The organism is Mesorhizobium sp. C432A (assembly GCF_030323145.1).
Lineage (GTDB): Bacteria > Pseudomonadota > Alphaproteobacteria > Rhizobiales > Rhizobiaceae > Mesorhizobium.
The window spans coordinates 2,477,882-2,500,554 of the sequence record NZ_CP100470.1 but is presented as its reverse complement, the minus strand read 5'-3'; the positions used below and the strand labels follow the sequence as shown (position 1 = coordinate 2,500,554).

Sequence of the window (22,673 nt, the reverse complement as noted above, 5' to 3'; positions counted from 1 at the left end):
TGGACGTCATGAGCGTTGTCGAGGCCGCAGACGCCAGGCATGAGATCATCATCGTGCGGCGCAACCACGACGACCACGACGACGCCCACCATGGCGGCGTCTGGAAGATCGCCTTTGCCGATTTCATGACTGCCATGATGTGCTTCTTCCTCGTCATGTGGCTGATCAACGCCGCCAACGAGCAGACCAAGGCAGCCGTCGCCAGCTACTTCAATCCGGTCAAGCTGGTCGATCGCAACGCCAGCCGCAAGGGCCTCGAAGACCTCGGCGATGGCCCGAGCAAGGTCGGGCTGACGGCGGACGACCCGCGGGACAAGACCAGCAAGGCCGGACAGGACGGCGTCGGCGGCGCCGGTACTTCCGACAAGAAGCAATCGAAGGAATCGGCGCCAAAGACGGATCTTTCCGACGAGCATCTGTTTGCCGATCCCTATGCGGTGCTGTCGGAAATCGCCACCGACACCGGCGTCATGCAAAATGTCAGCGAGAAGGGCGATGGCGGCGCGCAGGCGTCCGGCCCGGCTACCGGCGCATCCGGCGGCCAATCCTACCGCGACCCGTTCGCGCCGGATTTCTGGTCGCAGCAGGTGGCTGCACCAGGCGCCGAAGCCACCGCCGAACGCACCAAGATCGAAGGCGATCCCCTGAAGCCGGGTGACAAGGCGGCACAGACGCAAGTGGCGGAGGTGAAGGCCGTGCCGGCCGCGCCGCCAGTGGCCGCGGCGCCGCTCGAGCCGCTGGCGAAATCCGTTTCCGATAAGCCGCTGACCAAGGCTGAAGCCAAAGCAGAGGCCAAGGCTGAAGCAGCGAAGGCCGAAATTGCAAAGGCCGAAGCCGCCGAAGCACAACCCGCACCCAAACCCGAAGCCGCGGAAAAAGCGCCGACGGCCGCCACTGTTAGAGCCGCGGCGCAGGTCAAGCAGGAACTGGCCGAGGCCTTCAAGCCAGGCGACAAATTGCATAATGGCGTCTCCGTCGAAGCCACCGACAAGGGTGTCGTCATTTCGATCACGGACCAGTTCGATTTCGGCATGTTCGAGATCGGATCGGCGGTGCCTAGGCGTGAACTGGTGCTGGCGATGGAAAAGATCGGCCGCATCGTCAACGAGCAGAAAGGCACGATCAGCATCAACGGCCACACCGACGCGCGGCCGTTCCGCAGCGACACTTACGACAATTGGCGGCTGTCCACGGCGCGCGCCCATTCCGCCTATTACATGCTGGTGCGCGGCGGCGTCGACGAGCGCCGCATCACCGAGGTCGCCGGCTTCGCCGATCGCGAGCCGAAAATTGCAGCCGACCCGATGGCGGCCGCGAACCGCCGCATCGAAATCCTGATGGCGACCGACGGATGAGGCGCGCCGCCATCATCGGCCGCGCCGTCGGGCTGCTGCTGCTGAGCGCTGTCCATCCGCCATCGGCCTTCGCCGAGGACGGCTTGCAGCCCTATCAGCTGGTGCGCTCGCTGCAGCTTGTGCAGGACCGCATCGCCGCCGGCGATCACGCCGCGCTGCCGATGCAGGCCAAGCTGCTCGAAATGGCCGACACAAGGCTGCGCGCGGCGGACGCAGATGATTTCAGCGACCCGAAGAATTTTCGCGCCTTGCTGGTCTATGGCATGAGTGGCGGCAACCCCGTCACCGTCGAGGCGGCGGTGTCGCGCGCCAAGACCGACCCGCAAAGCCTGACCATCGCCAAGGGCATTGTCGATTATCTGAACGGCCGGCAGGCGGCTGCGATCGAGGCGCTGAAGCCGATCGATCCGATGACCCTGCCCCCCGATGTCGGTGCCTTTCTGGCGCTGGTCAAGGGCTCGCTTCTCGCCACCGAGCAACCGGTCAGCGCGCTTGCGCTGCTCGACGATGCTCGCCTGCTCAGCCCCGGCACGCTGGTCGAGGAAGCAGCACTGCGCCGCTCGGTCGGCATCGCCGCCGCGCAAGGCGACGGTGCGCGTTTCGCGCTTGCCTCAACCCAATACGTCGAAGACTACCTCTATTCGCCCTATGCCAGCCAGTTCGCCGACGCCTTCGTCTCCGGCGTCATCACGCTGCACATGGCGATCAGCCAGGACAAGCTCGCCGACATCACCGCAATGATGGATCCAGAACGCGAGAAGGTGATCTATCTGCGCATCGCCCGCCGCGCCGCGATCGACGGCTTTGCCGATCTCTCCGCCTTTGCCTCGGCCAGGGCTGAACGGGGCCGCGACGGCATCCACAATCAGGACGATCCGCGCGCCCAGCTCTATTCCAGCCTGTCCACGGTAACGTCCGGCACCATCGGCGAGGTCCGCGCCAAGCTGGACAAGATCGATCGCAACCAGCTTTCGCAAAGCGACCGCGACCTGCTCGATGCCGCGCAGGCCGTGGCGGGTGAAGTCATCGCCCCGCCGGCGCCGCTGCCTGCCGAAAAGCCCGCACCTGCCGCGGCCAGGCAGGAGCCGGTCAAGACCGCGGCCGTGGAAAGACCCGACGAGCCAGAGCTGCCGCCGGTCGAAGGCGCGATGCCGGAACAGCCAGCCGCCACAACGTCGAGTGAACAGCCCGCAACCGACCGACTGAAGGCGGCAAGTGAACCGGCCGCGCAGGCACCAAGCACGCCAGAGGCAAAGGCGGCGGAAACGCCTGCAGTCGCCCCGGCCAGCGATGCGGCTCCGGTCGTGCCGGCATCGGTGCCGGCCCCCGCCGCAGTAGAGCCTACCGATCCCACCGACGCCGCCATGGCGAGGACGCGTCGCCAGCTCGATTTGATCGACCAGATGCTTGGAGCAGCCCCGAAATGACCACCAATGTTGGCCAGGCCCTGCCGGCTCCCGCGCACGCCGGATCGAAGCAGTCGGCCTCAAACGCCAAGGGCGGCGACAAAAGCTTCGGCGACATGGTGCGCGGCGACGACGATGCGCCGACACCGATAGGCCAGGGAGCAATTGAGGCCGCGTCGCACGAGCTGCGTTGGGCCAAACGCAGCCCTGCCGGTCCCGGCAAAAGCGAAATCCCACACACCCAGTCTGGCAAAACGGGGACGAAATCCGCTGCCGGCAAGGCCGCAAAAGAACATGCCGATAGTGGCCCGGACAAACCATCCAAGGACGCTGAGGTGGCCGGACGAGACGCGGATGCAGGATCGCTGCAGGATCATTTGCCACTGGTGCTGGCGCTGCACGATATCAGGCATTTCTCAACGGTCCGGACAAGCGGGAACGGCATCGCGACGAATGGACAGACTGGGCAACCGGCGCCCGCTGGCGAGGCCATTTCTGCACAGACGTCGCCTCTGAAGAGACACCGCGCAGCGTCCGGCATTGACAACAGACTCGACACGACGACGCGATCGGAACGGGCCAAGCCCGGTACCAGCGTTTCCGCACAGGATCAGGGGCAAAAGCTGCCCGCGATCGGGCTCCAGTCCGGCAAACTGCCGCACCAGGATGGTCCGACGCCTCCTCTACCGGCGGACCAGACGGCAAGCGACGTTTCGGCACCCGAGGCAAAACGGTCCGCGCCGTCGGCGAAGTCCGTCGATGGAGCCCATTCCGCGGCATCGGCCACACAGGGAAAACAGCCGCCATTCGCTGCGCGCGTCGACATTGTTGCCGAACAGAGCTTCCCGGCCCCGGCGCAAAACCCGATGAACCAGACGACTTCGGCGCTTATCGACGTGCTGGCTTCGGACAACGGACTGCGGCAAGCGGTTTCGACGCCGTCGACGAGCGCCCAGACGGCCGGTTCTGTTGCCGTTCCGACACATATATTGAAGATCGAGCTTCACCCGGCAGAGCTCGGCATGGTCACCGCCAGTCTCAGGCTTTCCGGAGAACAACTTTCGATAGAATTGAAGCCCGAAACCCATGAGGCTTACCGCCGTCTCGCCACCGATAGCGACGCCATCGTGAAGTCGTTGCGCGGGCTCGGCTTCGATGTCGACAAGGTCACCATCCTGCAACCCTCGATAGTGATCCACGCAGCGGCCCGCAGCGATGCAGCGAACTCGCATCCAATGCCGCAAGGCCGCGACCAGTCCGCTTTTCAGCCCGGAAACTCGAGCGGCAACAATACGGGTTCGGACGGCCAGCAGTCGGGAAGAAACCGCAATGACGATGCCCAGGAATTCGGCCGCGCTGGCGCGCCTGCTCGCGAGCGCGCTGGCGACGATATGTTTATCTAGCCTCGCCACCAAGCCGGCCACCGCCGCCACCAACCCTTGCGAGCCCGAGATTTTGCGTGCCGCCGACCGCTATGGCGTGCCCGCCGGCATCCTCTATGCGGTCGGGCTGGCCGAGACCGGCAAGAAGGGTAGCTTGCAACCTAACGCGTTGAATATAGAGGGGAAAGCGGTATTTCCAAGGAACCGAACCGAGGCCCTGGCCACCTTCGAAGCAGCCCGGCGCGAGGGCAAGACACTCATCGATCTCGGCTGCATGCAGATCAACCATCACTATCACGCCGCGCATTTCCGCAGCGTCGACGACATGCTCGACCCGCGCCAGAATGTCGACTATGCCGCACGCTTCCTGGCCAGCCTGCATGCGCATCATGTCAGCTGGTCGATGGCCGTCGCCCGCTACCACGCCGGCCCCGACAATGATCCCGCGCAGAAATTCTATGTCTGCCGCGTCATCGCCAATATGGTCGCCACCGGCTTCGGCAAATGGACCCCGAATGCCCGCAACTTTTGCAATCCTTAGGTGAATCAGCTCTTGCGAACGGCTGCAAATCCACGCCCGGCGGGTGACGTGCTACGTCACCCGTTCGGCAACCAACGATACAACCTCCTGATTGCGGTTATTTCGAAACTCGAAATAACTCCCAAGAAAATAGCTACAAGAAATGATGGTTGTTCAGGATTCCCGGCACCGGTTACGGCTCTTCCCACGGGGCAGATGATCTGATTCGGAGGCGGGGCCGATGATTGTAATCGTTGACGAGCGTGAGCTCGTAACTGAAGGCTATAATTCACTTTTCGATCGTGAGGGCGTCGCCTGTGCAGGCTTCGCATCCGGTGAATTCGGCGAGTGGGTGACATCGGCCGCCGACACGGATTTGCGATCGGTCCGAGCCTTCCTCATCGGCGACTGCCGCGAAGGCGCCATCTCGCCACGCCAGATCCGCGACCGCACCGGCGCTCCGGTTATCGCGCTCAGCGAACAGCACTCGCTTGAAAATACGCTGCGGCTGTTCGAGAGCGGTGTCGACGACGTCATCCGCAAGCCGGTCCATATTCGGGAGATCCTGGCCCGCATCACCGCCATCCGCCGCCGCGCCCATGAGGACGTCAGCTACACCGAGATCGGCGCCATGCGCATCTTCATGGATGGCCGCGATCCCGAGATCGATGGCCAGCCGCTGCCTCTGCCGCGTCGCGAACGCCGCATCCTCGAATATCTGGCGAGCAACCGCGGACGCCGGGTCACCAAGACCCAGGTCTTCAACGCCATCTACGGCATCTTCGACGAAGAGGTCGAGGAGAACGTGGTCGAGAGCCACATCTCCAAATTGCGCAAGAAGCTGCGCGAAAAGCTCGGCCAGGACCCGATAGATTCCAAGCGCTTCCTTGGCTACCGGCTGGTGTTCTGATGGCGGTCTGCGCCAGCCTCGCGCAAGACAAAAATTATATCCTCGCGACCACAGGCATGGGCCCAACGATGTTGGGCATTGAGGAGACGTTTCGATGAGCCTTTACGGAATGATGCGGACCGGCGTTTCCGGCATGAACGCGCAGGCCAACCGCCTTTCGGCGACAGCCGACAACATCGCCAATTCCGACACCACCGGCTACAAGCGATCCTCGGCCGAGTTTTCGACGCTGATCATGCCGCAGGTTGGCGGCGCCTATAATTCCGGCGGCGTCAACACCACCATCCGCTCGGCCATCAGCGCCCAGGGCGTGCTGCAGTACACGACCTCGGTTTCCGACCTTGCGGTCAACGGCAACGGTTTCTTCGTCGTCCAGGACCCCAGCGGAACGCCTTTCCTCACCCGCGCCGGCGCATTCGTTCCCGACGCTCAGGGCAGGCTGGTCAACGCCGCCGGCTACCAGCTGATGGCCTACAGCTACGCCAACGGCACACCGGCTGCCACCGCCAACGGTTTCGAAGGGCTGGTGCCGGTCCAGATCTCCGACCAGGAAATGACCGCGACGCCCAGCACCGCGGGCAACTTCAACGCCAATCTGCCGGCCGGCGCCACGCCGCCCGCCGGTCCGCTGCCGTCCACCAACAGCCCGACGGCGGAATACACGTCGAAATCCTCGATGGTCACCTACGACAATCTCGGCAACAAGAAGCTGCTCGACCTCTATTTCACCAACACCGGGACCGGCACCTGGTCGGTCTCTGTGTTCGACCAGTCCCAGGCGACGCCGGGCACATCCTTCCCCTATACGGGCGGCGCGCTGGCCACGGCCAACCTGACCTTCGACACCACCACCGGCAAACTCACCGGCGCCGTCGATTCGATTACCATCCCCGTACCGGGCGGTGCGTCGCTCGACCTCGATTTGTCCAAGCTGACTCAGCTCGGCACCGGCTTCACGGTCTCCGAAGCCAAGGTCAACGGCAACGCGCCCAGCACGATCGAAAAGATCCAGATCGGCGAGGACGGAGTCATTTACGCCCAGTATCAGGACGGCTCGACCAAGCCGCTGTTCAAGATCCCACTGGCCGACGTCCAGAGCGCCGACAACCTCACCGCACTGCCTGGCAATGTCTATGCGCAGTCCACCGACTCCGGCACCGTGCGCATCGGCTTCGCCAACGAAGGCAAGCTCGGCAGCATCATCTCCGGCGCGTTGGAAAATTCCAACGTCGATATCGCCGAGGAATTGACCAACATGATCGCGGCGCAGCGCAGCTACACCGCTAACTCGAAAGTGTTCCAGACCGGTTCCGACCTCATGGATGTCCTTGTCAACCTGAAGAGATAAACGACGGGCGCCAGGGGAATGAACCCAAACCAGAGCAGCGCGGTGCGCGGATTTCGAATTCAAGGCCACACCGGCAAACCGGCCGGGGTGGTCTGGAATTGCAGGTTTCCGAACGCCGATGCCGCCGACAGGGCAGAGACGTCATCCCCTCCCCACTGGCCTCGTGAAAGACCCGCATGTCGCTGACTTCCGCATTGACCATAGCCCAACAGTCGCTTCAGACCACATCGAAGCAGACCAGCGTCCTTTCCCGCAACATTGCCGACGCCAGCAACCCCGACTATGCCCGCCGCACGGCGGTCGTCGTCAGCAGCGCGCCCGGCGCCCGCTCGGTCGAGATCCAGCGCGCCACCAACGCCCTGCTGTTTCGCCAGAACCTTAGCGCGCAATCGGCATGGAGCGGCCAGAGCACGCTTTACAGCGGAATTGACCGCCTCGCCGTTGCCGTCAACGGCGTCGACAACGCCTCCTCTGCCTCGACCGCGATCGGCAAGCTGCAGAACGCGCTGCAGCTTTACGCCGCTACGCCATCCAACCAGAACCTCGGCTCCAGCGTCATCGACGCGGCCCAGCAGGTGGCGCGCGCTCTGAACGACGGCACCAACGCGATCCAGGATTTCCGCACCCAGGCCGATGGCGAGATATCAACGGCGGTTAACGATCTCAACTCGCTGCTTAGTCAGTTCCAGGACGCCAACAAGGCGGTCATCTCCGCAACCCGTTCGGGTACCGACGCATCCGACGCGCTCGACCAGCGCGACGCTTTGCTGAAGAAGATCGCGGACTATGTGCCGGTGTCGACCTTCACGCGTGGCGACAACGACATGGTCATCACCACCAAGGATGGCACGACGCTGTTCGAGACCATTCCGCGCTCGGTAAGTTTCACCCCGTCGGCGGGCTACACGGCCGGCACACCAGGCAACACCATCTACATCGACAATGTGCCGGTCAGCGCCGGGGCTGGCGGCAACACCAGCGCCGACGGCAAGCTCGCCGGGCTCATCACCTTGCGCGACGGCGTCGCGGCGACGATGCAGAGCCAGCTCGACGAAGTCGCGCGCGGCCTCATCACCGCCTTTGCCGAAACAGCACCTTCGCAGCCCGACCGAACCGGCCTGTTCACCTGGTCGGGTGCGCCCGCCATTCCGGCCGCCGGCACGCTGATCGACGGCCTTGCCGGCTCGATCAAGGTAAACGCCGCAATGGACTCGAGCGTCGGCGGCAATCCGGTGCTGCTGCGCGACGGCGGCGCCAATGGTGCGGCCTATATCGCCAACACTGCCGGCAACGCCTCCTATTCGCAGCTCTTGATCGGCTATGGCGACAAGCTCGACAAGCCGATGCCTTTCGACGCTGCGGCCGGCATCACCGTCACGTCCAGCGTGTCCGACTACGCCGCCAATGCCATTGGCTGGTTCGAAGGCCAGCGCCAGCAGGCCTCGAGCAACGCCGACGCCAAGGAAGCGCTGGCATCGCGCACCGCCGAGGCGCTGTCCAACGACACCGGCGTCAATGTCGACCAGGAGATGTCGCTGCTGCTCGACCTCGAACACACCTATCAGGCCTCGGCGCGCATGATGAAAACCGTCGACGACATGCTGTCGGCCCTGCTCGATGCCGTGGGATAAGCCATGAAAGCCACATCCGTCTCCTCAGCCGCTCTCTCCAACGCCGCGCGCTATCAGCAGATGCGCATGCAGGGCGAACTGGTCAAAGCCACTAAGGAATCGACGACCGGCACCGTCGCCGATGTCGGTCTGGCGCTCGGCGCGCGCACCTCGCAGGCGGTCACCTTCTCGCGCGACCTCGACCGGTTGAACGTCATCATCGATTCCAATTCGCTGGTCACCGCTCGGCTGTCCTCGACGCAGGCTGCGCTTGGCCAGCTTTCCGACACTGCGCAGAATTTGCTGACCGCACTGACCGCCGCCGGCAATTCCTCGAGCACCATCACGCAGCAAGCCGGCAAGGCCGCCGTGCAGCAGATGACCTCTATCCTCAATGCCAGCGTCAACGGCGAATATCTGTTTGCCGGCACCAACACCGACGTCAAGCCGATCGACGATTTCACCGCCGCCGGCTCGCCGGCCAAGGCGGCGTTCGACGCTTCCTTCTCGTCGTATTTCGGCTTCACGCAGACCGATCCGCTCGCCGCCAACATCACCGCCGCCCAGATGGACGGCTTCATCACCAGCAATGTCGTGCCGCAGTTCATGGGCGCCGGCTGGCAGGCCAACTGGTCGAACGCCACCGACCAGCAGATCGTCAGCCGCATTTCGCTGGGCGAAACCACCCAGACCTCGGCCAGCGCCAATGAAGACAGCATCCGCAAGCTCGCCATGGCTTCCGCCCTGGTCACCGGCCTGCTCTCCGGCAACATCAGCCAGGCGGCGAAGACCACCGTCGTCGGTCGCGCCCAGGCGATGGTCGGCGAGGCGCTGGGCGGACTCGGCCAGTTGCAGGCCGAGACCGGCCTTGCCGAGAAGCGTGTTTCCGACGCGAGCGACCGCATGAAGACGCAGGTCGACCTGTTCGAGCGCCATATCCTCGATCTGGAGGGCGTCGATCCGGCCGAGGCCGCCACCCGCGTCGCGGATCTGACGCAGCATATCGAGACGTCCTTCGCGCTGACCGCGCGCCTGCAGCAGATGAGCCTGCTGAACTACCTGACCTGACAATCTCAACCGCAACGGTAGAGCCAAACGATGTACCAATTCTCCTACGCCGACATCCAGACCGACTCCGTTGCCGATGCGAAAGATCGCGAGCGGGAGCTTTTGACCCGCTCGATCGAAATGCTGGCGGCGGCGGCGGCGGTCGGCCACACCTCGATGGAGGCAGTCGAAGCGCTGCACTTCACCAACCGGGTCTGGACCACCTTCGTCGAGGATCTCGGTTCCAGCGACAATGTCCTGCCCAAGGAACTGCGCGCCAACCTCATCTCCATCGGCCTGTGGCTGCTGCGCGAGGCCGAGGACATCCGCCAGGGCCGCACCGACAATTTCGAAGGGCTGATCGAAGTGTCCCAGATCATCCGGGACGGCATTCAATGACCAACACGCTGAAGATATCGCTGAAGCCGAACGAGAAGATCTACATCAACGGCGCCGTCATCCGCGTCGACCGCAAGGTCACCGTCGAGCTGATGAACGACGTACAGTTCCTGCTCGAGAACCATGTCATCCAGGCCGACGATGCCTCGACGCCGCTCAAGCAGCTCTATTTCATCCTGCAGGTGATGCTGATGAACCCGGCCGGCGCCATCGAGGCGCGCGCCATGTTCCGCCGCTCGCTGCCCTTGCTTTTGGCAAGCTTCGAGGATGAGCAGATCAGTGGCGCGCTGAAGCAGATCGACCGCATGGTCGGCGAAGACCATATCTATGAAGCGCTGAAGGCTATCCGCGCGCTTTATCCGCTCGAACGCCGCGCACTTGGCGGCAATGACGATGTTCAGGGTGCGAAGCGCCCGCTGGCCGTGGGAGCACAATACTGATGAATGTGGACATGACGACGACGATCCCCACGGGCGCCAACCAGGGTACCCAGCAGACGTCGAAGACAGCGGTCGACTACCAGTCGTTCCTGAAGCTGTTGATCGCCGAGATGAAGAACCAGGATCCGACGAAACCGATGGATTCGACGCAGTACGTCGCCCAACTCGCCACCTTCTCGCAGGTCGAGCAATCGGTGCAGACCAACACCAAGCTCGACCAGATCATGCAGTCGTCGGCGCTGTCGCAGGCCGATGCCCTGATCGGCCGTTCGATCACCTCGGCCGACGGCAAGACGACCGGCGTCGTGGCCTCGGTCAGGCTTGCAAGCAACGGCGTGATCGCCGTGCTGCAGAACGGCACCGAAGTGCCGGTCGGCGCGGGCGTTTCGATAAAGCCGGCCAGCTAGACAGTTCCATAGAGGCGCGCTCACATGAACGAGGCCGACGCCCTAGACATCGTCCAGTATGCGGTGTGGACGGTGCTCGTCGCGTCCGCGCCGGTGGTGCTGGTTGCCATGGTGGTCGGCATCGGCATCGCGCTGATCCAGGCCCTGACCCAGATCCAGGAAATCACCCTGACCTTCGTACCCAAGATCGTAGCCATCATGCTGGTCGTGGCGCTGACCGGTCCGTTCATCGGCAGCCAGATATCGGCCTTCACCAACGTCATCTTCGAGCGCATCGAAAACGGGTTCTAGGCAGCGCTTGCAGGCGGCTGTGTTCCGGCTAGATTGCAGGCCATGACTCAGGCAGAACTCACCGGCAGGCCATGTGCGGAATAGCCGGCGTCTGGCGCAAACGAAACCCGATCGACGCCAACGACCTGTCGGATGTCGCCAGCATGATGCAGGCGCTGGTACATCGCGGCCCCGACGATCATGACAGCTGGCACAACAATCGGCTGGCGCTCGGTCACCGCCGACTTACCATCATCGATCCCTCGCCCGCCGCCCGTGAGCCGATGCTGACTTCTTCCGGCGATGGCGCTCTCGTCTACAATGGCGAGGTCTACAATTACCGCTCGCTGCGCGAAACGCTGCAGGCGCAAGGCGTCGTCTTTCGAACCATCTGCGATGCCGAAGTGGTTCTCGAAGCCTTGCATCACTGGGGTCCCGAAAAAGCCGTGCCGCTGTTCGACGGGATGTTTTCCTTCGCCTATTTCGACGCTCGCAGCAGTGCGCTGTGGCTTGCGCGTGACCGTCTTGGAATCAAGCCGATGTCGGTGGCCGACACGCCGGAGCGAATCCTGTTCGCCTCGGAGGACAAGGCGATCCTCGCCTGCGACGGTTTTCCGCGCGACATCGACAGCCGCGAGATGACCTTGCGGTTGGCCTGGCAGAGCCGCGATTCCAGCTACAGCCTGTTCGACCGCATCGAGCGCCTGCCGCCCGCCGGCCTGTGGAAGATCACCGACCAGGGTATCGAGAAGCGCCGCTTCTGGCATGTGCTGGACGTGCTGGAGACCGCGCGCATTACCGGTGACGTATCCTCTGATGCTGAGCACATGGCGACGCTCGAGGCGTTGCTCAAGGACAGCGTCGGGCTTCACTGCATCGCCGATACCAGCGTTGCTACCGCCTGCAGCAGCGGTGTCGATTCCGGGCTGATAACGGCGCTGGCAAAGCGGTTCAGGCCGGAAGTCCACGGTTATGTCGTCGACCCGCAGCTCGGCAACAGCGAGGCCGAAGACGCCGAACGCACCGGCCGCCATGTCGGCGTGCCCTTGCGCCGGGTGCCGGTCGACAGGAACCGGTTTTTCGAACTTTGGCCAAGGGTAATCTGGCATCTCGAAAGCGATGGCTGGCACTCCAGCCATGTCGCACTGCTGGCGCTTGCCGAACGATGCCGGGCCGATGGCGTCAAGGTGCTGCTCACCGGCGAAGGCGCAGACGAATTGTTTGGCGGCTACCCCTTGCAGGCCTTGAGCATGAAGAAGTGGCGTTCCTGGTCGTGGCCCCGGCGCCTGGTGCACTCGAAGCGCTCGCTCGACCGGAGATTCGAACAGCAGCGTCATGCCCCCTACAAGGTCTCGGCTGGAAGCCACTCACAAATGGATCGCAGCATGGTCCTGCGTGCTTTGTCGCCGGAGCTGAATTTCCTGCAAACCGAGATCTTCGACCGCCTGGAGCCGGTTATGCCGCCCGCGGATCGCGCCTTTCTCGGTAGTTGCCTCTACGACCTCTATTCGCATCTGCAGGACATACTGCACCGGCACGACCGGCTGAGCATGGCGGCGTCCGTGGAACTGCGGGTCCCGTTCCTGGAAAACCGCCTGATCGACTTCGCCATCCATTTGCCGAGGCGGCAGAAATACCGCGACAAAACAGGAAAATGGCTTTTGCGAAAGGTCGCTGAAAAGCATATTCCGCGCCAGAACGTCCAGGCGCGCAAGATCGGCTTCGAGATGTCGTCGCAATTTTCGGCCGGCACGGAGACTTTGCTACGCGGCGGTTTCCTGCGCGATGCCTTGAAATGGCCCGCCGCGAATTTAGAGGACATGGTCCAGTTGGCGCGGCGCGAGCAACCATCCAGGCTGCGGCTTGTCGGCATGGAGCTTTTCCTGCGCCTTCACGCCGGCGGCGAGACGCCTAGCACGCTGACCGAAGCCTTGCATGCCGCTGCCCGGGACAGAAGCTGAATTTGCGCACGGCCGACACCCCCGCGCAGTGGACCAATGAGAACATCGCTCTGGGAGCGGACCCTTCCCGGCTGACGTATTTTCGCCTTGCTATCCTGTTGTTGGACCATGATCTTTTTCGAAGACGCGTTCGCCCTTTTGGATGTCGTGCTCTATTTCAAACGGATGCCATGATTGTCGTCCCGGCGGACGAAACCAGCACGTGAAGGTGGGACAGGTCCAATGATCGATGACGGGTCGGACAGCGAACGCGTCTCGGCGCTGGCGCCGTTCCGGCACGGCATCTTCCGCGCCGTCTGGTCGGCCAGCCTGGTGTCGAATTTCGGTGGCCTGATCCAGGGCGTCGGCGCCGCCTGGATGATGACCACCATCGCCACGTCGCCCTATCAGGTGGCGCTGGTCCAGGCCTCGGCCACTCTGCCGATCATGCTGTTTGCACTCGTCGCCGGCGCCATCGCCGACAGCTTCAACCGGCGCAAGGTGATGCTGATCGCCCAAATCTTCATGCTGGTCGTCTCTGCACTTCTAACGCTGTTCACCTGGAACGGCTGGATGACGCCGTGGACGCTGCTTGCCTTCACCTTCCTGATCGACAGCGGCACGGCGCTCAACAACCCGTCCTGGCAGGCATCGGTCGGCGACATGGTGCCGCGCAACAAGCTGCCGGCCGCGGTTGCGCTGAATTCGCTGGGCTTCAACCTGACACGCAGCGTCGGCCCGGCGATCGGCGGCATCATCGTTGCCGCCGCTGGTGCGGCTGCTGCGTTCGCCGCCAATGCGCTGAGCTATATAGGTCTCATCATCGTGCTATTCCGCTGGAAGCCGGAGCTGCCGGTCTCGACGCTACCGCGCGAGACGCTGGGCGCCGCCATGGGCGCCGGCCTGCGCTATGTCGCCATGTCGCCCAACATCGGCAAGGTGCTGGTCAGGGGCTCCGCCTTCGGCTTCAGCGCCGGCGCGGTTTTGGCGCTGCTGCCGCTGGTGGCGCGCGACGTCGTCAAGGGCGATGCCTTGACCTACGGCATCATGCTCGGCGCCTTCGGCATCGGCGCCGTCGGCGGCGCGCTGATCAGCGTGCGTCTCAGACAATTGCTATCCAGCGAGACGATGGTGCGGATGGCCTTCGCCGGCTTTGCCGTCTGCTCCTTCAACGCCGCCATCAGCCTCAATGCCTGGCAGACTGCGGCGGGTTTGCTCATCGGCGGCGCCTGCTGGGTGATCGCGCTGTCGCATTTCAACGTCACGGTGCAGATGTCGACGCCGCGCTGGGTCGTCGGCCGGGTGCTGTCGGTCTACCAGACGGCGACCTTCGGCGGCATTGCGCTGGGCAGCTGGATCTGGGGCGTCGTTGCCGATGCGCATGGCGCCGAAGCCGCGCTGATTGCGGCGGCCATCGCGATGCTTGTTGGCGGCGCCATCGGCCTGTTCCTGCCGCTGCCGCAGCAGACGACTCTCAACCTCGACCCGCTCAACCGCTTCAAGGAGCCGCATCTCGGCCTCGACCTGAAGCCGCGCAGCGGCCCCATCGCCATCATGATAGAGTACATTATCCGCGACGAAGATGTGCCCGAATTCCTCGCCACCATGGCCGAGCGCGGGCGCATCCGCCGCCGCGACGGCGCCCGCAACTGGACGCTGGCTCGGGACCTAGAAAATCCCGCAGTCTGGATCGAACACTACCACACGCCGACCTGGCTGGAATACATCCGCCACAACCGGCGCGCCACCCATGCCGACGCCGTCGTCGGCGAGCGGGTGCGGGCGCTGCACAGCGGCGACGAACCGCCGCGCGTGCGCCGCCTGATCGAGCGCCCGACGACCGCCGGCACCGCGCTGGTCTCGCCGAAGGGGCCGATCGATCACTGAGCTCGCCATAGCCGTAGCGCCGGTCAGCCGGCGCTCTGGATCATGTAGAGCTTGCGCGTGGTCTCGCGTATCAGCCACTCGCCCTTCCAGCCCTGCGGCAGGACGAGGAGATCGCCCGGACCGAGTTCCCGCACCTCGCCACCGATGCGGCTCAGTTCCACGCGCCCCGAAATGATGTGGCAGATCTCCGACGAGTCCGAACGGTCGGCGGTGAAGCGGCCGGGCGTGCATTCCCAGATGCCGATGTCGACGGTCCCGTCCGGCGATTGAAAGAACGAGCGCACGGCCTCGACCTGATCCCCTTCAATCGAGGTTGGCTTAGGAGAGAACGCGCCGATCTCGGCCGTGGCGAGATCGTGGAAGGTCGAAAGATCGATCAAGTCTAGCTCCATGGATAAGAGCAATTCCAGGAAAGGTGTCTGCCCCGGAATTGCGTGAGAACAAATGGCTTTAGTGGCCGGTGATGCTGTCGGCCAACGCGGCCAGCTTCGAGGTGCGCGCAAGCCCTGCCGCCTCGCGGCCATCGGCAATGCGATAAAGCTGGTACATCGAATGCACGCCCAGCCAGCGGAAGGGCTCCGGTTCCCATGGCCTGACCTTGCGGTTGACCCAGGGCAGCTTCGTCAGCTCGGTGTTTGCCCCGAGAACAAGGTCAGCCAGCGTGCGCCCCGAAAGGTTGGAGCTGGACACGCCGAGGCCGACATAGCCGCCGGCCCAGCCGATGCGGGTCGCGGGATCGAGGCCGACCGTGGTGCACCAGTCGCGCGGCACGCCGAGCACGCCGCACCAGGCGTGATCGATGCGGCATCCCTTGGTCTGCGGCAAGAGCGTCGTCAGGATCGTGTGCAGCTGGTCGATCGTGGCCTGCTGCGTCTGGCCGTTGACGTCGGTGCGCGAGCCGTAGCGATAAGGCACGCCGCGTCCGCCCATCGTGATGCGTCCCTCACGCGTGCGCTGGGCATAGCAATAGGCATGCGCCGCATTGCCGAGCAGTTCGTGCCCTTCCCAACCGATGTCGCGCCACAGGTCGGGCGGCAGCGGCTCAGTCACGATCTGCGCGCTGTTGAGCGCTAGCCAGGTCCGCTCCTCGCCGGGGATGCCTGATGTAAAACCCTCGGTCGCGCGGATGATCGTCTCCGCCTGCACCGTACCGCGGTCTGTCGTCACGCTGCCCTTGGCGATGCTTGTCACCGTCGTCTTCTCATAGATCGGCACGCCCAGCCGCTCGACGGCATCGGCAAGCCCACGCACCAGCTTGGCCGGCTGCACCCGCGCCTGGCCATGGACGACGAAGCCGCCCATGACGTTACGGATGTTGATGCGCGTGCGCGTTGAGGCGGCGTCCAGCATCTCGACGCGGTTCGGGTCGACATCCCAGGAACGGATCGTCTCGCATTCTTCGCACACGCGCTCCAACTGCGCTGCGTTGGTGGCCACCGTCAGATTGTCGACGCGGCGAATGTCGGCGTCGATGCCTTCCTCGGTCGCGACCCGGATCACTTCATCAACGCAGCCTGCCATCGCCGCCTCCATCGCCATCACGCCTTGGCGGCTCGATGTCTTGAGATATTTTTCGCGCGACCAGCTGAAGCCGCCCGACAGCCAGCCGCCATTGCGCCCCGAAGCGCCGAAGCCGGCAAATTCGCGCTCGACGATCACGACGCGCAGCGATGGCTTCGCCTTTTTCAGATAGTAGGCGGTCCACAGGCCGGTATAGCCGGCGCCGACAATGGCGACATCGGCCTCGATGTTTCCAGGCAAGGGCGGGCGCGGAACGGGAACCGCCCCCAGATCCGCATACCAGAACGATATGTCGCCGTTGCGCTTGGCTTGCATGGAATGACTTTCAGATGAGATCAGGCCAGATGGGATCAGGCCAGATGGAATCAGGTGAGTGTGGTGTCGGCGCTTGCGTCGTCCGCCAGCAGCTTGGCGTCGCTGCCGTCGAAGCAGAGCTCGACCTTGTCGCCGAGGCCAAAACTCTCGCCGGTCAGCGGTGAGCGCACGATCGCGGCCGAGCCGTCGGCGAGCTTAACTTCGTATTTCGATTCCGAGCCGAGATAGATGGCTTCCGCGATCGTCCCCGACAGGCGGTTGGCGCCATTGGCAGCACTTTGGCCGGCTCTTCGGATCGCGAGCTTTTCGGGACGCAGCAGCATCACCGGACTGGCTTCCCCCGACAGCTTACGCGGTACCGTCACCGTCTCGCCGGCGATGCTCAGCGCGGTGCTGTTGCCATCGCTGCGCGCCTTGCCGCGCAGCACGGTGGAATCGCCGATGAAGCGGCCGACGAACAGCGTTGCCGGTTCGTCATAGAGCTGGCGGCCGGTGCCGACCTGTTCGATGCGCCCGCGGTTGAACACAGCAATGCGGTCCGACAGCACCAGCGCCTCTTCCTGGTCATGCGTGACATAGACGAAGGTGGTGCCGAGCTCGCGATGGATGCGCTTGATCTCGAGCTGCAGCCATTCGCGCAGCTTCTTGTCGAGCGCGCCGAGCGGCTCGTCCATCAGGAGCAGCGGCGGGTCGAAGACGATGGCGCGTGCCAACGCCACGCGCTGCTGCTGGCCGCCCGACAATTCGCTGGGATAGCGATGCGCGAAATCGCCCATCTTGACCATGTCGAGCGCCCTTGCCACGCGTGTCTGTCGCGTCGCCTGGTCGACGCCGCGCAGCGTCAGCGGATAGGCGACGTTGCGGCCGACGCTCATATGCGGGAACAGCGCGTAATGCTGGAAGACGACGCCGATGTTGCGCTTGTGCGCCGGCACGCCGACGACGCTTTTTTCCCCGACCAGAAGCTTGCCGCTGGTGACATCGGTGAAACCGGCAATCACGTTGAGCGTCGTCGTCTTGCCCGAGCCGCTGGGGCCGAGCAGCGTCATGAACTCGCCGGGCTCGATGCGCAGCGACACGCCGTCCAGCGCCTTGAAGCCGCCATAGGCCTTGCTGATCGCTTCGAGATCGATCGCCGCGCCCTTGCTTGTCGGCTTCGGATTCATCGGCGTCCTTTCCGCTCGCGGCCAAGAAGGAGCATGCCGCCGCCGATCAGGATCGTGGTCGCGAAAAGCAGGATCGTGCCGACAGCCGCCACCGTCGGATCGGCGTCGCGCGTGATCGAGGCAAAAATCTGCACCGGCAATGTCTTGAGATAGGGGTTCGTGATGAACAGCGACACGACAATCTCGTCGAACGAGGTGGCGAAGGCGAACAGCAGGCCGGAGAGCACGCCCGGCGCGATCAGCGGCAGCGTCACCGTGCGAAACGTGGTCAGTGCGCCGGCGCCCAGGCTCGCGGCGGCTATCTCCAGCCGGCGGTCGAACACTTCGAGACTGGCCGAGACCGCGATCAGCACGAAGGGCAGCGCAAGGATGGTGTGGGCCAGCACGAAGCCGAGCAGCGTCCCGACGAGCTGCGTGTCGAGATAGACGGCATAGATGCCGATCGCCAGCACCACGCCCGGCACCACCATCGGCGTCAGCATCAGCATACGCAAAAGGTTCGCCGGCCGCGCCTTCATGCGGTCGAGGCCGAAGGCGGCAAGCGTGCCGAGCACCGTTGCCAGGACGGCAACGATCGAGGCGACCTTCAGCGAATTCAGGAAGCTGTTCGACCAGTCCGGATTGGTGGCGAAATTCTGGTACCACTGCCAGGAAAAGCCTTGCGGCGGAAAGGCCAGCGATTTGTTTTCGTTGAATGACATCGGCACCACGACCAGCGTCGGCGCCACCAGCCATATCGCCACCAGCAGGCAGACGAGCCCGAGAAGAACGCGGGTGAGCGGCTTCATCTCCATCAGCGCCGCCCCGCTTCCCGATGCCTGGACCGCATCACGGGTGCTGCCAGCGCCAGCAGCACGAAGGTGGTGACCAGCAGAACGACGCCCATGGCGCCGCCCCTGCCCCATTGCAGCAGGCTCAGCACCTGCGTCTGCACCAGCGTCGACAGCATGGTCGAGCGCGGGCCGCCGAGCAAAGCCGGCGTGATGTAGAAGCCGAGCGACAGGATGAAGACGATGACCGCGCCGGCATAGACGCCGGGCAGCGACAGCGGCAGATAGACGGTGAAGAACGCGCGCGACGGCCGCGCACCGAGGCTTTGCGCCGCACGCATCAGCCTGAGGTCGATGCCTTGCATCACGGAATAGAGCGGCAGGATCATGAACGGCAACAGCACCTGCGCCATGCCGATGACCACGCCGGTCTGGGTGCGGATCAGCTTGACCGCGCCGAACCCGACCGAGCGCAGCAGCGAATTGATGACGCCCGAATCCTGCAGCAGGATCACCCAGGACAGCGTTCGCACCACACCACTCACCCAGAACGGGATCAGCACGCAAAGCACCAGCACCAGCCGGACGCGCGGCCCGACCGCCGTCATCAGATAGGCATAGGGATAGGCCGCGATGACGCAGACCAGCGTCACCCAGGCCGAAATGACAAAGGTCCGCTGCAGCACTGTCAGGTTGACCGGCGCGCCGAAGAACCAGGCATAGTTCTGCAGGCCCCATTCAGGTTCCGACAGGCTGCGCAGCACGATGGTGAGCAGCGGGTAGCCGATCACCGCGACGAGCAGGATGAGCGCCGGCGCCGTGAGCGCGAACGGCCGCCATGCCCGACCCGACCGCGCATGGGCGGCGGGTTGGGCGATGAGTTCGGACGCGCTCACGGCCTGGCTCTCACTTGGCTGTTCAGTTGCCGGCCATCAGCGCCGACCACTTCTCCTGCGCCACCGGGAAGTTCTCGACCCAGAACTTGATGTTCTGCTTGTAACCCTGCTTCTGGCGCTCGGGCGTGTTGGTCAGGAAGGCGGCGACCGACGCATCGACCTTGGGCTGCGCGTCATTGTTGATCGGCGTATAGGAGGTCTGCTGCGCCAGGATCTCCTGCGCCCCCTTGCCGAGATAGGCATTGAGCAGCGCATAAGCCGCATCCGTATCCTTGACGCCGACCGGAATGGTCATCTGGTCCATCACCACCAGCCAGTCCTGCCAGGCCGGCGCATATTTGGCGCCGTTCTTCACCGCCGTCATGGCACGGCCCGTCCACATCATCAGCATGTCGGCCTCGCCGGACTCGGCGAGTTGCTGCGATTCAGCGCCGGTCTTCCAGTAGATCGTGTCGGGGCCGAGCTTGCGGATCACGTCGATGGACTTGTCGATGTCGGCCACCGTCATCGCCTTCGGATCGCCGCCCGACGCCTTCAGCGCCTGCTCCAGCAGGCCACCGGTCGGATCGCCCGAACCATCCAGCGCGCGCACGCCCGGGAATTTTGCCGTGTCGAAGAAATCGGCCCAGCTCTTGGGCGGGTTATCCCCATACTTCTCCTTGTTGTACATCAGTACGACGCCGTAGTTCATGGCCGGCACCGAGCATTCGCCGACCTGGCCCTCCGGAACCTTTGAGACGTCGAGCTTGCTGAAATCGAGCTTCTGGAACAGCTTGCCGCAATAGACGTAGGGCGGCAGGTCGGCGGTGTCGACGACGTCCCAGGTGACGTTGCCGGATTCGACCTGCGCCTGCAGCTTGGCGATCTCGGTCGGCCCGTCATTGAGCAGTGTGACGCCGGATTTCTCGACGAACTCTTTCAGCGCGGCGGCCTGGCCGTCCTGGTAGATGCCGCCATAGGAGACGAGCGTCAGCGTCTTGCCCTTGAGCGAGCCTTCCTTGACCTCACCCGCGACAGGCTTTTCCTGCGCGAACGCTGCGGTTGCCAGAACGCCGAGCGCCAGCACGGCGCCAAGGCCAAGATGTCTTGTTTTCAGCATGATTATTGTTCTCCCATTTGACCCGCATGGATTGAACCTACCTGGCTGCGAGCGGTTTCCAGGCACTATATTGATCGAGTTCGGCGCGCACCGAAGTCGGTGGCGCAATGATCCACATCACCTCGGCTCGGCCACTGCCGATGTTCTCTGAGCGATGTGCTGTCGATGTCGCGTATTCGATGCTGTCGCCCTCTTCCAGCACATGCCTGACATCGCCGAGCGAAACCTCGACGATGCCGCGCAGCACGACGAGCATCTCGTGCGCGTCGCCATGGGTGTAGAGCGCTGGGCCGGTCGAGCCGCCGATTTCGAACTCGCCGACATAGACTTCCATGTCGCTTAAAGGGGGACGCGAGAGCAGCATCTTGCGGCAGCCGTCGCTGGGCGGCAGGCTCGGCCGCTCGCTGCGCAGCAAGACCCCGCGCTGCCCGGCGGCACTATCCTCGAACAGCATCGCCACGCTTACACCCAGCGCCGAGGCCATCTGGTTGAGCGAGGCGGTGCTGGCGCCGGTCAGGCCGCGCTCGAGCTGGCTGATGAAGCTGGCGCTGGTCCCGGTCAGCTCGGCGAGTTCGCGCAGCGAAAGCCGCCGGCCGAGACGCAGGCTCTTCAGCCGCTGGCCCAGCATCTGATGGGCATGCGTCGCCGTCGAGGCGACGCCATTCTTGACCGGAGCCTGGTCGGTGCTCATCCCGTCTTTTTCTCCCACTGAACAATTTGTACAGTGACACTGTACACGTGGCAAGCGCCGAGTAGGGACATTTAAGATGCCGGCCGAGGCCTAGTCTTCGCCCGACAGGTCGCGCCGCGCCTTGTCGAGTTCCTCGGCGTAGCGCCGCATCAGATGGCCCTCGGTCAAAAGCCCGACAACGGCTCGGTTGTCGAAATTCTCGACCACCTCCAGTTCCTCCGCGATGGCGCGCTGGATGGTTTCGGCGGTGGACCGGACGTTCATGGTCGGCACCAGCACCGCATGCCGGAATTTGGCCGGCGCCAGCACCGGCGTCTCACCATCGGACGGATCGCTGTGCAGTTCGGCGACGATCAGCACGCCGACATAATGCCGGCTGCTTGTGCCGCCATTCCGGCGCTGAGGCGCAGTCAGCTTGCCGCCCCGCTTCAATCCCCTGTTAGCCTGTCGAGGTATATGAGCGATCGCTTACGCAATCGACGCAGCTGTGTTATTTTTGCCCGTCTCTATTTCCCTCAAGGAGGAGAAGATGAGTGCGCGGGGATTTTTTTCATTAGCTGTTGGCAGGATTTTTTTGAGCTCGTCTGCGGTGAGCAATTCAAGCATGGATATGCCGGTTAGGTCTGTTGTGTCACACCCGATGTCTCTTTTGGCGGGAGGCAATCCGGAAAACCAAAGCCGGCCGGCAAAGGAATTTATCCAGACTGCACAACAAGATGTTTGCTGTCCTCGCGGCTACCCTTGGTATCGCAATTCGACGAACACCTGCTACGGCAGCTATGAAGACTGCCACGATACCGATGGCGGCGGATGGTCCTGCAGACAGGTCAACGCCTGCTAGACTTTCTTGGGCCAACGCCTTCTTGACTGTGCCCGGTCCTCAGGTCGGCTTCGGCTCGCCGGCCTCATAGAGCATGAGGTTGCGCTCGCCTATGCCGAGCGATGCCCAGCTCGCCCGCCAATCGGCGATGTGAGGCGAGCGGAAATGCGCGTCGAGCGCGGCCCTGTCGCTCCACACCTCGGTTACATGGATGAGCCCGACGTCGAGTACGTCCTGTGCGTAGGAGTATTCGATGCAGCCGGGCTCCGCACGGCTGCCCAGTATCATGAGCCGCATGGCCGGCCTTGCCTCGTCGAGCCGTTCCGCCGGCAAGCGAATGGTGCCGATGATCACCAGCATGATCTCTCTCCTCAAGGCCTCTGTCGTCCCGGCAAGTAACCAGTCCTCCCACCCTCGCGCAAGCTTGACCGGTTAGGCTCGAAGGGCTGTCGCGTGCTCGGCAGGCTTGTGATT

The 22,673-nt window shown here is 63.9% G+C and carries 24 protein-coding genes; 14 read left to right on the top strand and 10 right to left on the bottom strand.

Annotation, left to right across the window (positions count from 1 at the left end):
• Nucleotides 1-8: 8 nt before the first annotated feature.
• Nucleotides 9-1,355, top strand: coding sequence for a MotB family protein (locus NLY33_RS12105; protein ID WP_023686352.1), 1,347 nt, complete (start codon nt 9-11; stop codon nt 1,353-1,355).
• Nucleotides 1,352-2,782 (top strand): MotC family chemotaxis protein, encoded by a 1,431-nt coding sequence (locus NLY33_RS12100; RefSeq protein WP_023703976.1) that lies wholly within the window; start codon nt 1,352-1,354, stop codon nt 2,780-2,782. Before NLY33_RS12105 ends, NLY33_RS12100 begins: the two co-directional genes overlap by 4 nt.
• Nucleotides 2,783-2,841: 59 nt before the next feature.
• Here the strand turns inward: NLY33_RS12100 and NLY33_RS12095 are convergent, their stop codons facing one another.
• Complete coding sequence (locus tag NLY33_RS12095; RefSeq protein WP_198027436.1) at nt 2,842-3,174, bottom strand: hypothetical protein; 333 nt, start codon at nt 3,172-3,174, stop codon at nt 2,842-2,844.
• A 453-nt stretch (nt 3,175-3,627) separates the two neighbouring features.
• Between NLY33_RS12095 and fliK the strand changes: the two genes are divergently transcribed.
• From fliK to NLY33_RS12035, 12 genes are all read left to right on the top strand, one after another.
• Nucleotides 3,628-4,164 (top strand): flagellar hook-length control protein FliK, encoded by a 537-nt coding sequence (gene fliK, locus NLY33_RS12090; RefSeq protein WP_198027435.1) that lies wholly within the window; start codon nt 3,628-3,630, stop codon nt 4,162-4,164.
• On the top strand, nt 4,097-4,684 hold the full coding sequence (locus NLY33_RS12085; protein ID WP_023707654.1) for a transglycosylase SLT domain-containing protein: 588 nt from the start codon (nt 4,097-4,099) through the stop codon (nt 4,682-4,684). Before fliK ends, NLY33_RS12085 begins: the two co-directional genes overlap by 68 nt.
• 220 nt (nt 4,685-4,904) lie before the next feature.
• Nucleotides 4,905-5,573: a response regulator transcription factor gene (locus NLY33_RS12080; RefSeq protein ID WP_023683295.1), complete on the top strand. Its 669-nt coding sequence runs from the start codon at nt 4,905-4,907 to the stop codon at nt 5,571-5,573.
• A gap of 94 nt (nt 5,574-5,667) precedes the next feature.
• Nucleotides 5,668-6,921 (top strand): flagellar hook protein FlgE, encoded by a 1,254-nt coding sequence (locus NLY33_RS12075; protein ID WP_023691731.1) that lies wholly within the window; start codon nt 5,668-5,670, stop codon nt 6,919-6,921.
• Nucleotides 6,922-7,097: 176 nt separating this feature from the next.
• The gene (gene flgK / locus NLY33_RS12070; RefSeq protein WP_023707652.1) at nt 7,098-8,552 is read left to right on the top strand and encodes a flagellar hook-associated protein FlgK; all 1,455 of its coding nucleotides are present in this window, start codon (nt 7,098-7,100) and stop codon (nt 8,550-8,552) included.
• Between the two features lie 3 nt (nt 8,553-8,555).
• Nucleotides 8,556-9,599 (top strand): flagellar hook-associated family protein, encoded by a 1,044-nt coding sequence (locus NLY33_RS12065; RefSeq protein WP_023683291.1) that lies wholly within the window; start codon nt 8,556-8,558, stop codon nt 9,597-9,599.
• A gap of 30 nt (nt 9,600-9,629) precedes the next feature.
• Entirely contained in the window at nt 9,630-9,977 is a 348-nt protein-coding gene (gene flaF, locus NLY33_RS12060; protein ID WP_023707651.1) for a flagellar biosynthesis regulator FlaF, read from the top strand.
• Nucleotides 9,974-10,417: a flagellar biosynthesis repressor FlbT gene (gene flbT / locus NLY33_RS12055; RefSeq protein ID WP_023683290.1), complete on the top strand. Its 444-nt coding sequence runs from the start codon at nt 9,974-9,976 to the stop codon at nt 10,415-10,417. Before flaF ends, flbT begins: the two co-directional genes overlap by 4 nt.
• Nucleotides 10,417-10,824, top strand: a complete 408-nt coding sequence (gene flgD, locus NLY33_RS12050; protein ID WP_023683289.1) for a flagellar hook assembly protein FlgD — start codon at nt 10,417-10,419, stop codon at nt 10,822-10,824. Before flbT ends, flgD begins: the two co-directional genes overlap by 1 nt.
• 24 nt (nt 10,825-10,848) lie before the next feature.
• Nucleotides 10,849-11,115, top strand: coding sequence for a flagellar biosynthesis protein FliQ (fliQ, locus tag NLY33_RS12045; protein WP_023671896.1), 267 nt, complete (start codon nt 10,849-10,851; stop codon nt 11,113-11,115).
• Nucleotides 11,116-11,186: 71 nt separating this feature from the next.
• Nucleotides 11,187-13,055, top strand: coding sequence for an asparagine synthase (glutamine-hydrolyzing) (gene asnB / locus NLY33_RS12040; RefSeq protein WP_023709609.1), 1,869 nt, complete (start codon nt 11,187-11,189; stop codon nt 13,053-13,055).
• A 222-nt stretch (nt 13,056-13,277) separates the two neighbouring features.
• Nucleotides 13,278-14,921 (top strand): MFS transporter, encoded by a 1,644-nt coding sequence (locus tag NLY33_RS12035; protein ID WP_023707647.1) that lies wholly within the window; start codon nt 13,278-13,280, stop codon nt 14,919-14,921.
• Between the two features lie 23 nt (nt 14,922-14,944).
• Here NLY33_RS12035 and NLY33_RS12030 read toward each other — a convergent pair whose 3' ends face one another.
• From NLY33_RS12030 to NLY33_RS11990, 9 genes are all read right to left on the bottom strand, one after another.
• The gene (locus tag NLY33_RS12030) at nt 14,945-15,313 is read right to left on the bottom strand and encodes a cupin domain-containing protein (RefSeq protein ID WP_084565721.1); all 369 of its coding nucleotides are present in this window, start codon (nt 15,311-15,313) and stop codon (nt 14,945-14,947) included.
• A gap of 58 nt (nt 15,314-15,371) precedes the next feature.
• Nucleotides 15,372-16,757, bottom strand: coding sequence for an NAD(P)/FAD-dependent oxidoreductase (locus NLY33_RS12025; RefSeq protein ID WP_023707645.1), 1,386 nt, complete (start codon nt 16,755-16,757; stop codon nt 15,372-15,374).
• 50 nt (nt 16,758-16,807) lie between these two features.
• Nucleotides 16,808-17,923 (bottom strand): ABC transporter ATP-binding protein, encoded by a 1,116-nt coding sequence (locus NLY33_RS12020; RefSeq protein ID WP_023686365.1) that lies wholly within the window; start codon nt 17,921-17,923, stop codon nt 16,808-16,810.
• On the bottom strand, nt 17,920-18,717 hold the full coding sequence (locus NLY33_RS12015; protein WP_023707644.1) for an ABC transporter permease: 798 nt from the start codon (nt 18,715-18,717) through the stop codon (nt 17,920-17,922). Before NLY33_RS12015 ends, NLY33_RS12020 begins: the two co-directional genes overlap by 4 nt.
• On the bottom strand, nt 18,717-19,589 hold the full coding sequence (locus tag NLY33_RS12010) for an ABC transporter permease (RefSeq protein ID WP_023703986.1): 873 nt from the start codon (nt 19,587-19,589) through the stop codon (nt 18,717-18,719). Before NLY33_RS12010 ends, NLY33_RS12015 begins: the two co-directional genes overlap by 1 nt.
• Nucleotides 19,590-19,611: 22 nt before the next feature.
• A complete protein-coding gene (locus NLY33_RS12005; protein ID WP_023703987.1) occupies nt 19,612-20,688 on the bottom strand; it encodes an extracellular solute-binding protein in 1,077 nt (358 codons plus the stop codon).
• Nucleotides 20,689-20,725: 37 nt separating this feature from the next.
• Nucleotides 20,726-21,379 (bottom strand): helix-turn-helix domain-containing protein, encoded by a 654-nt coding sequence (locus NLY33_RS12000; RefSeq protein ID WP_031195920.1) that lies wholly within the window; start codon nt 21,377-21,379, stop codon nt 20,726-20,728.
• A 90-nt stretch (nt 21,380-21,469) separates the two neighbouring features.
• A complete protein-coding gene (locus NLY33_RS11995) occupies nt 21,470-21,811 on the bottom strand; it encodes a hypothetical protein (RefSeq protein WP_023703989.1) in 342 nt (113 codons plus the stop codon).
• Nucleotides 21,812-22,259: 448 nt separating this feature from the next.
• Complete coding sequence (locus tag NLY33_RS11990; protein ID WP_023703990.1) at nt 22,260-22,559, bottom strand: putative quinol monooxygenase; 300 nt, start codon at nt 22,557-22,559, stop codon at nt 22,260-22,262.
• Between the last annotated feature and the right edge of the window lie 114 nt (nt 22,560-22,673).

Bases quoted from the DNA above. Each gene is read 5' to 3' on its own strand.
- NLY33_RS12035 (WP_023707647.1), top strand. From the start codon at position 13,278: ATGATCGATGACGGGTCGGACAGCGAACGCGTCTCGGCGCTGGCGCCG.
- fliQ (WP_023671896.1), top strand. From the start codon at position 10,849: ATGAACGAGGCCGACGCCCTAGACATCGTCCAGTATGCGGTGTGGACG.
- NLY33_RS12075 (WP_023691731.1), top strand. From the start codon at position 5,668: ATGAGCCTTTACGGAATGATGCGGACCGGCGTTTCCGGCATGAACGCG.
- NLY33_RS12095 (WP_198027436.1), bottom strand. From the start codon at position 3,174: ATGCCTGATATCGTGCAGCGCCAGCACCAGTGGCAAATGATCCTGCAG.
- NLY33_RS11990 (WP_023703990.1), bottom strand. From the start codon at position 22,559: ATGCTGGTGATCATCGGCACCATTCGCTTGCCGGCGGAACGGCTCGAC.
- NLY33_RS12000 (WP_031195920.1), bottom strand. From the start codon at position 21,379: ATGAGCACCGACCAGGCTCCGGTCAAGAATGGCGTCGCCTCGACGGCG.
- NLY33_RS12080 (WP_023683295.1), top strand. From the start codon at position 4,905: ATGATTGTAATCGTTGACGAGCGTGAGCTCGTAACTGAAGGCTATAAT.
- NLY33_RS12020 (WP_023686365.1), bottom strand. From the start codon at position 17,923: ATGAATCCGAAGCCGACAAGCAAGGGCGCGGCGATCGATCTCGAAGCG.
- flbT (WP_023683290.1), top strand. From the start codon at position 9,974: ATGACCAACACGCTGAAGATATCGCTGAAGCCGAACGAGAAGATCTAC.
- flgD (WP_023683289.1), top strand. From the start codon at position 10,417: ATGAATGTGGACATGACGACGACGATCCCCACGGGCGCCAACCAGGGT.
- NLY33_RS12085 (WP_023707654.1), top strand. From the start codon at position 4,097: ATGCCCAGGAATTCGGCCGCGCTGGCGCGCCTGCTCGCGAGCGCGCTG.
- NLY33_RS12030 (WP_084565721.1), bottom strand. From the start codon at position 15,313: ATGGAGCTAGACTTGATCGATCTTTCGACCTTCCACGATCTCGCCACG.
- NLY33_RS12025 (WP_023707645.1), bottom strand. From the start codon at position 16,757: ATGCAAGCCAAGCGCAACGGCGACATATCGTTCTGGTATGCGGATCTG.
- flgK (WP_023707652.1), top strand. From the start codon at position 7,098: ATGTCGCTGACTTCCGCATTGACCATAGCCCAACAGTCGCTTCAGACC.
- NLY33_RS12005 (WP_023703987.1), bottom strand. From the start codon at position 20,688: ATGCTGAAAACAAGACATCTTGGCCTTGGCGCCGTGCTGGCGCTCGGC.
- NLY33_RS12105 (WP_023686352.1), top strand. From the start codon at position 9: ATGAGCGTTGTCGAGGCCGCAGACGCCAGGCATGAGATCATCATCGTG.
- asnB (WP_023709609.1), top strand. From the start codon at position 11,187: ATGTGCGGAATAGCCGGCGTCTGGCGCAAACGAAACCCGATCGACGCC.
- flaF (WP_023707651.1), top strand. From the start codon at position 9,630: ATGTACCAATTCTCCTACGCCGACATCCAGACCGACTCCGTTGCCGAT.
- NLY33_RS12100 (WP_023703976.1), top strand. From the start codon at position 1,352: ATGAGGCGCGCCGCCATCATCGGCCGCGCCGTCGGGCTGCTGCTGCTG.
- fliK (WP_198027435.1), top strand. From the start codon at position 3,628: ATGAACCAGACGACTTCGGCGCTTATCGACGTGCTGGCTTCGGACAAC.
- NLY33_RS12065 (WP_023683291.1), top strand. From the start codon at position 8,556: ATGAAAGCCACATCCGTCTCCTCAGCCGCTCTCTCCAACGCCGCGCGC.
- NLY33_RS12015 (WP_023707644.1), bottom strand. From the start codon at position 18,717: ATGGAGATGAAGCCGCTCACCCGCGTTCTTCTCGGGCTCGTCTGCCTG.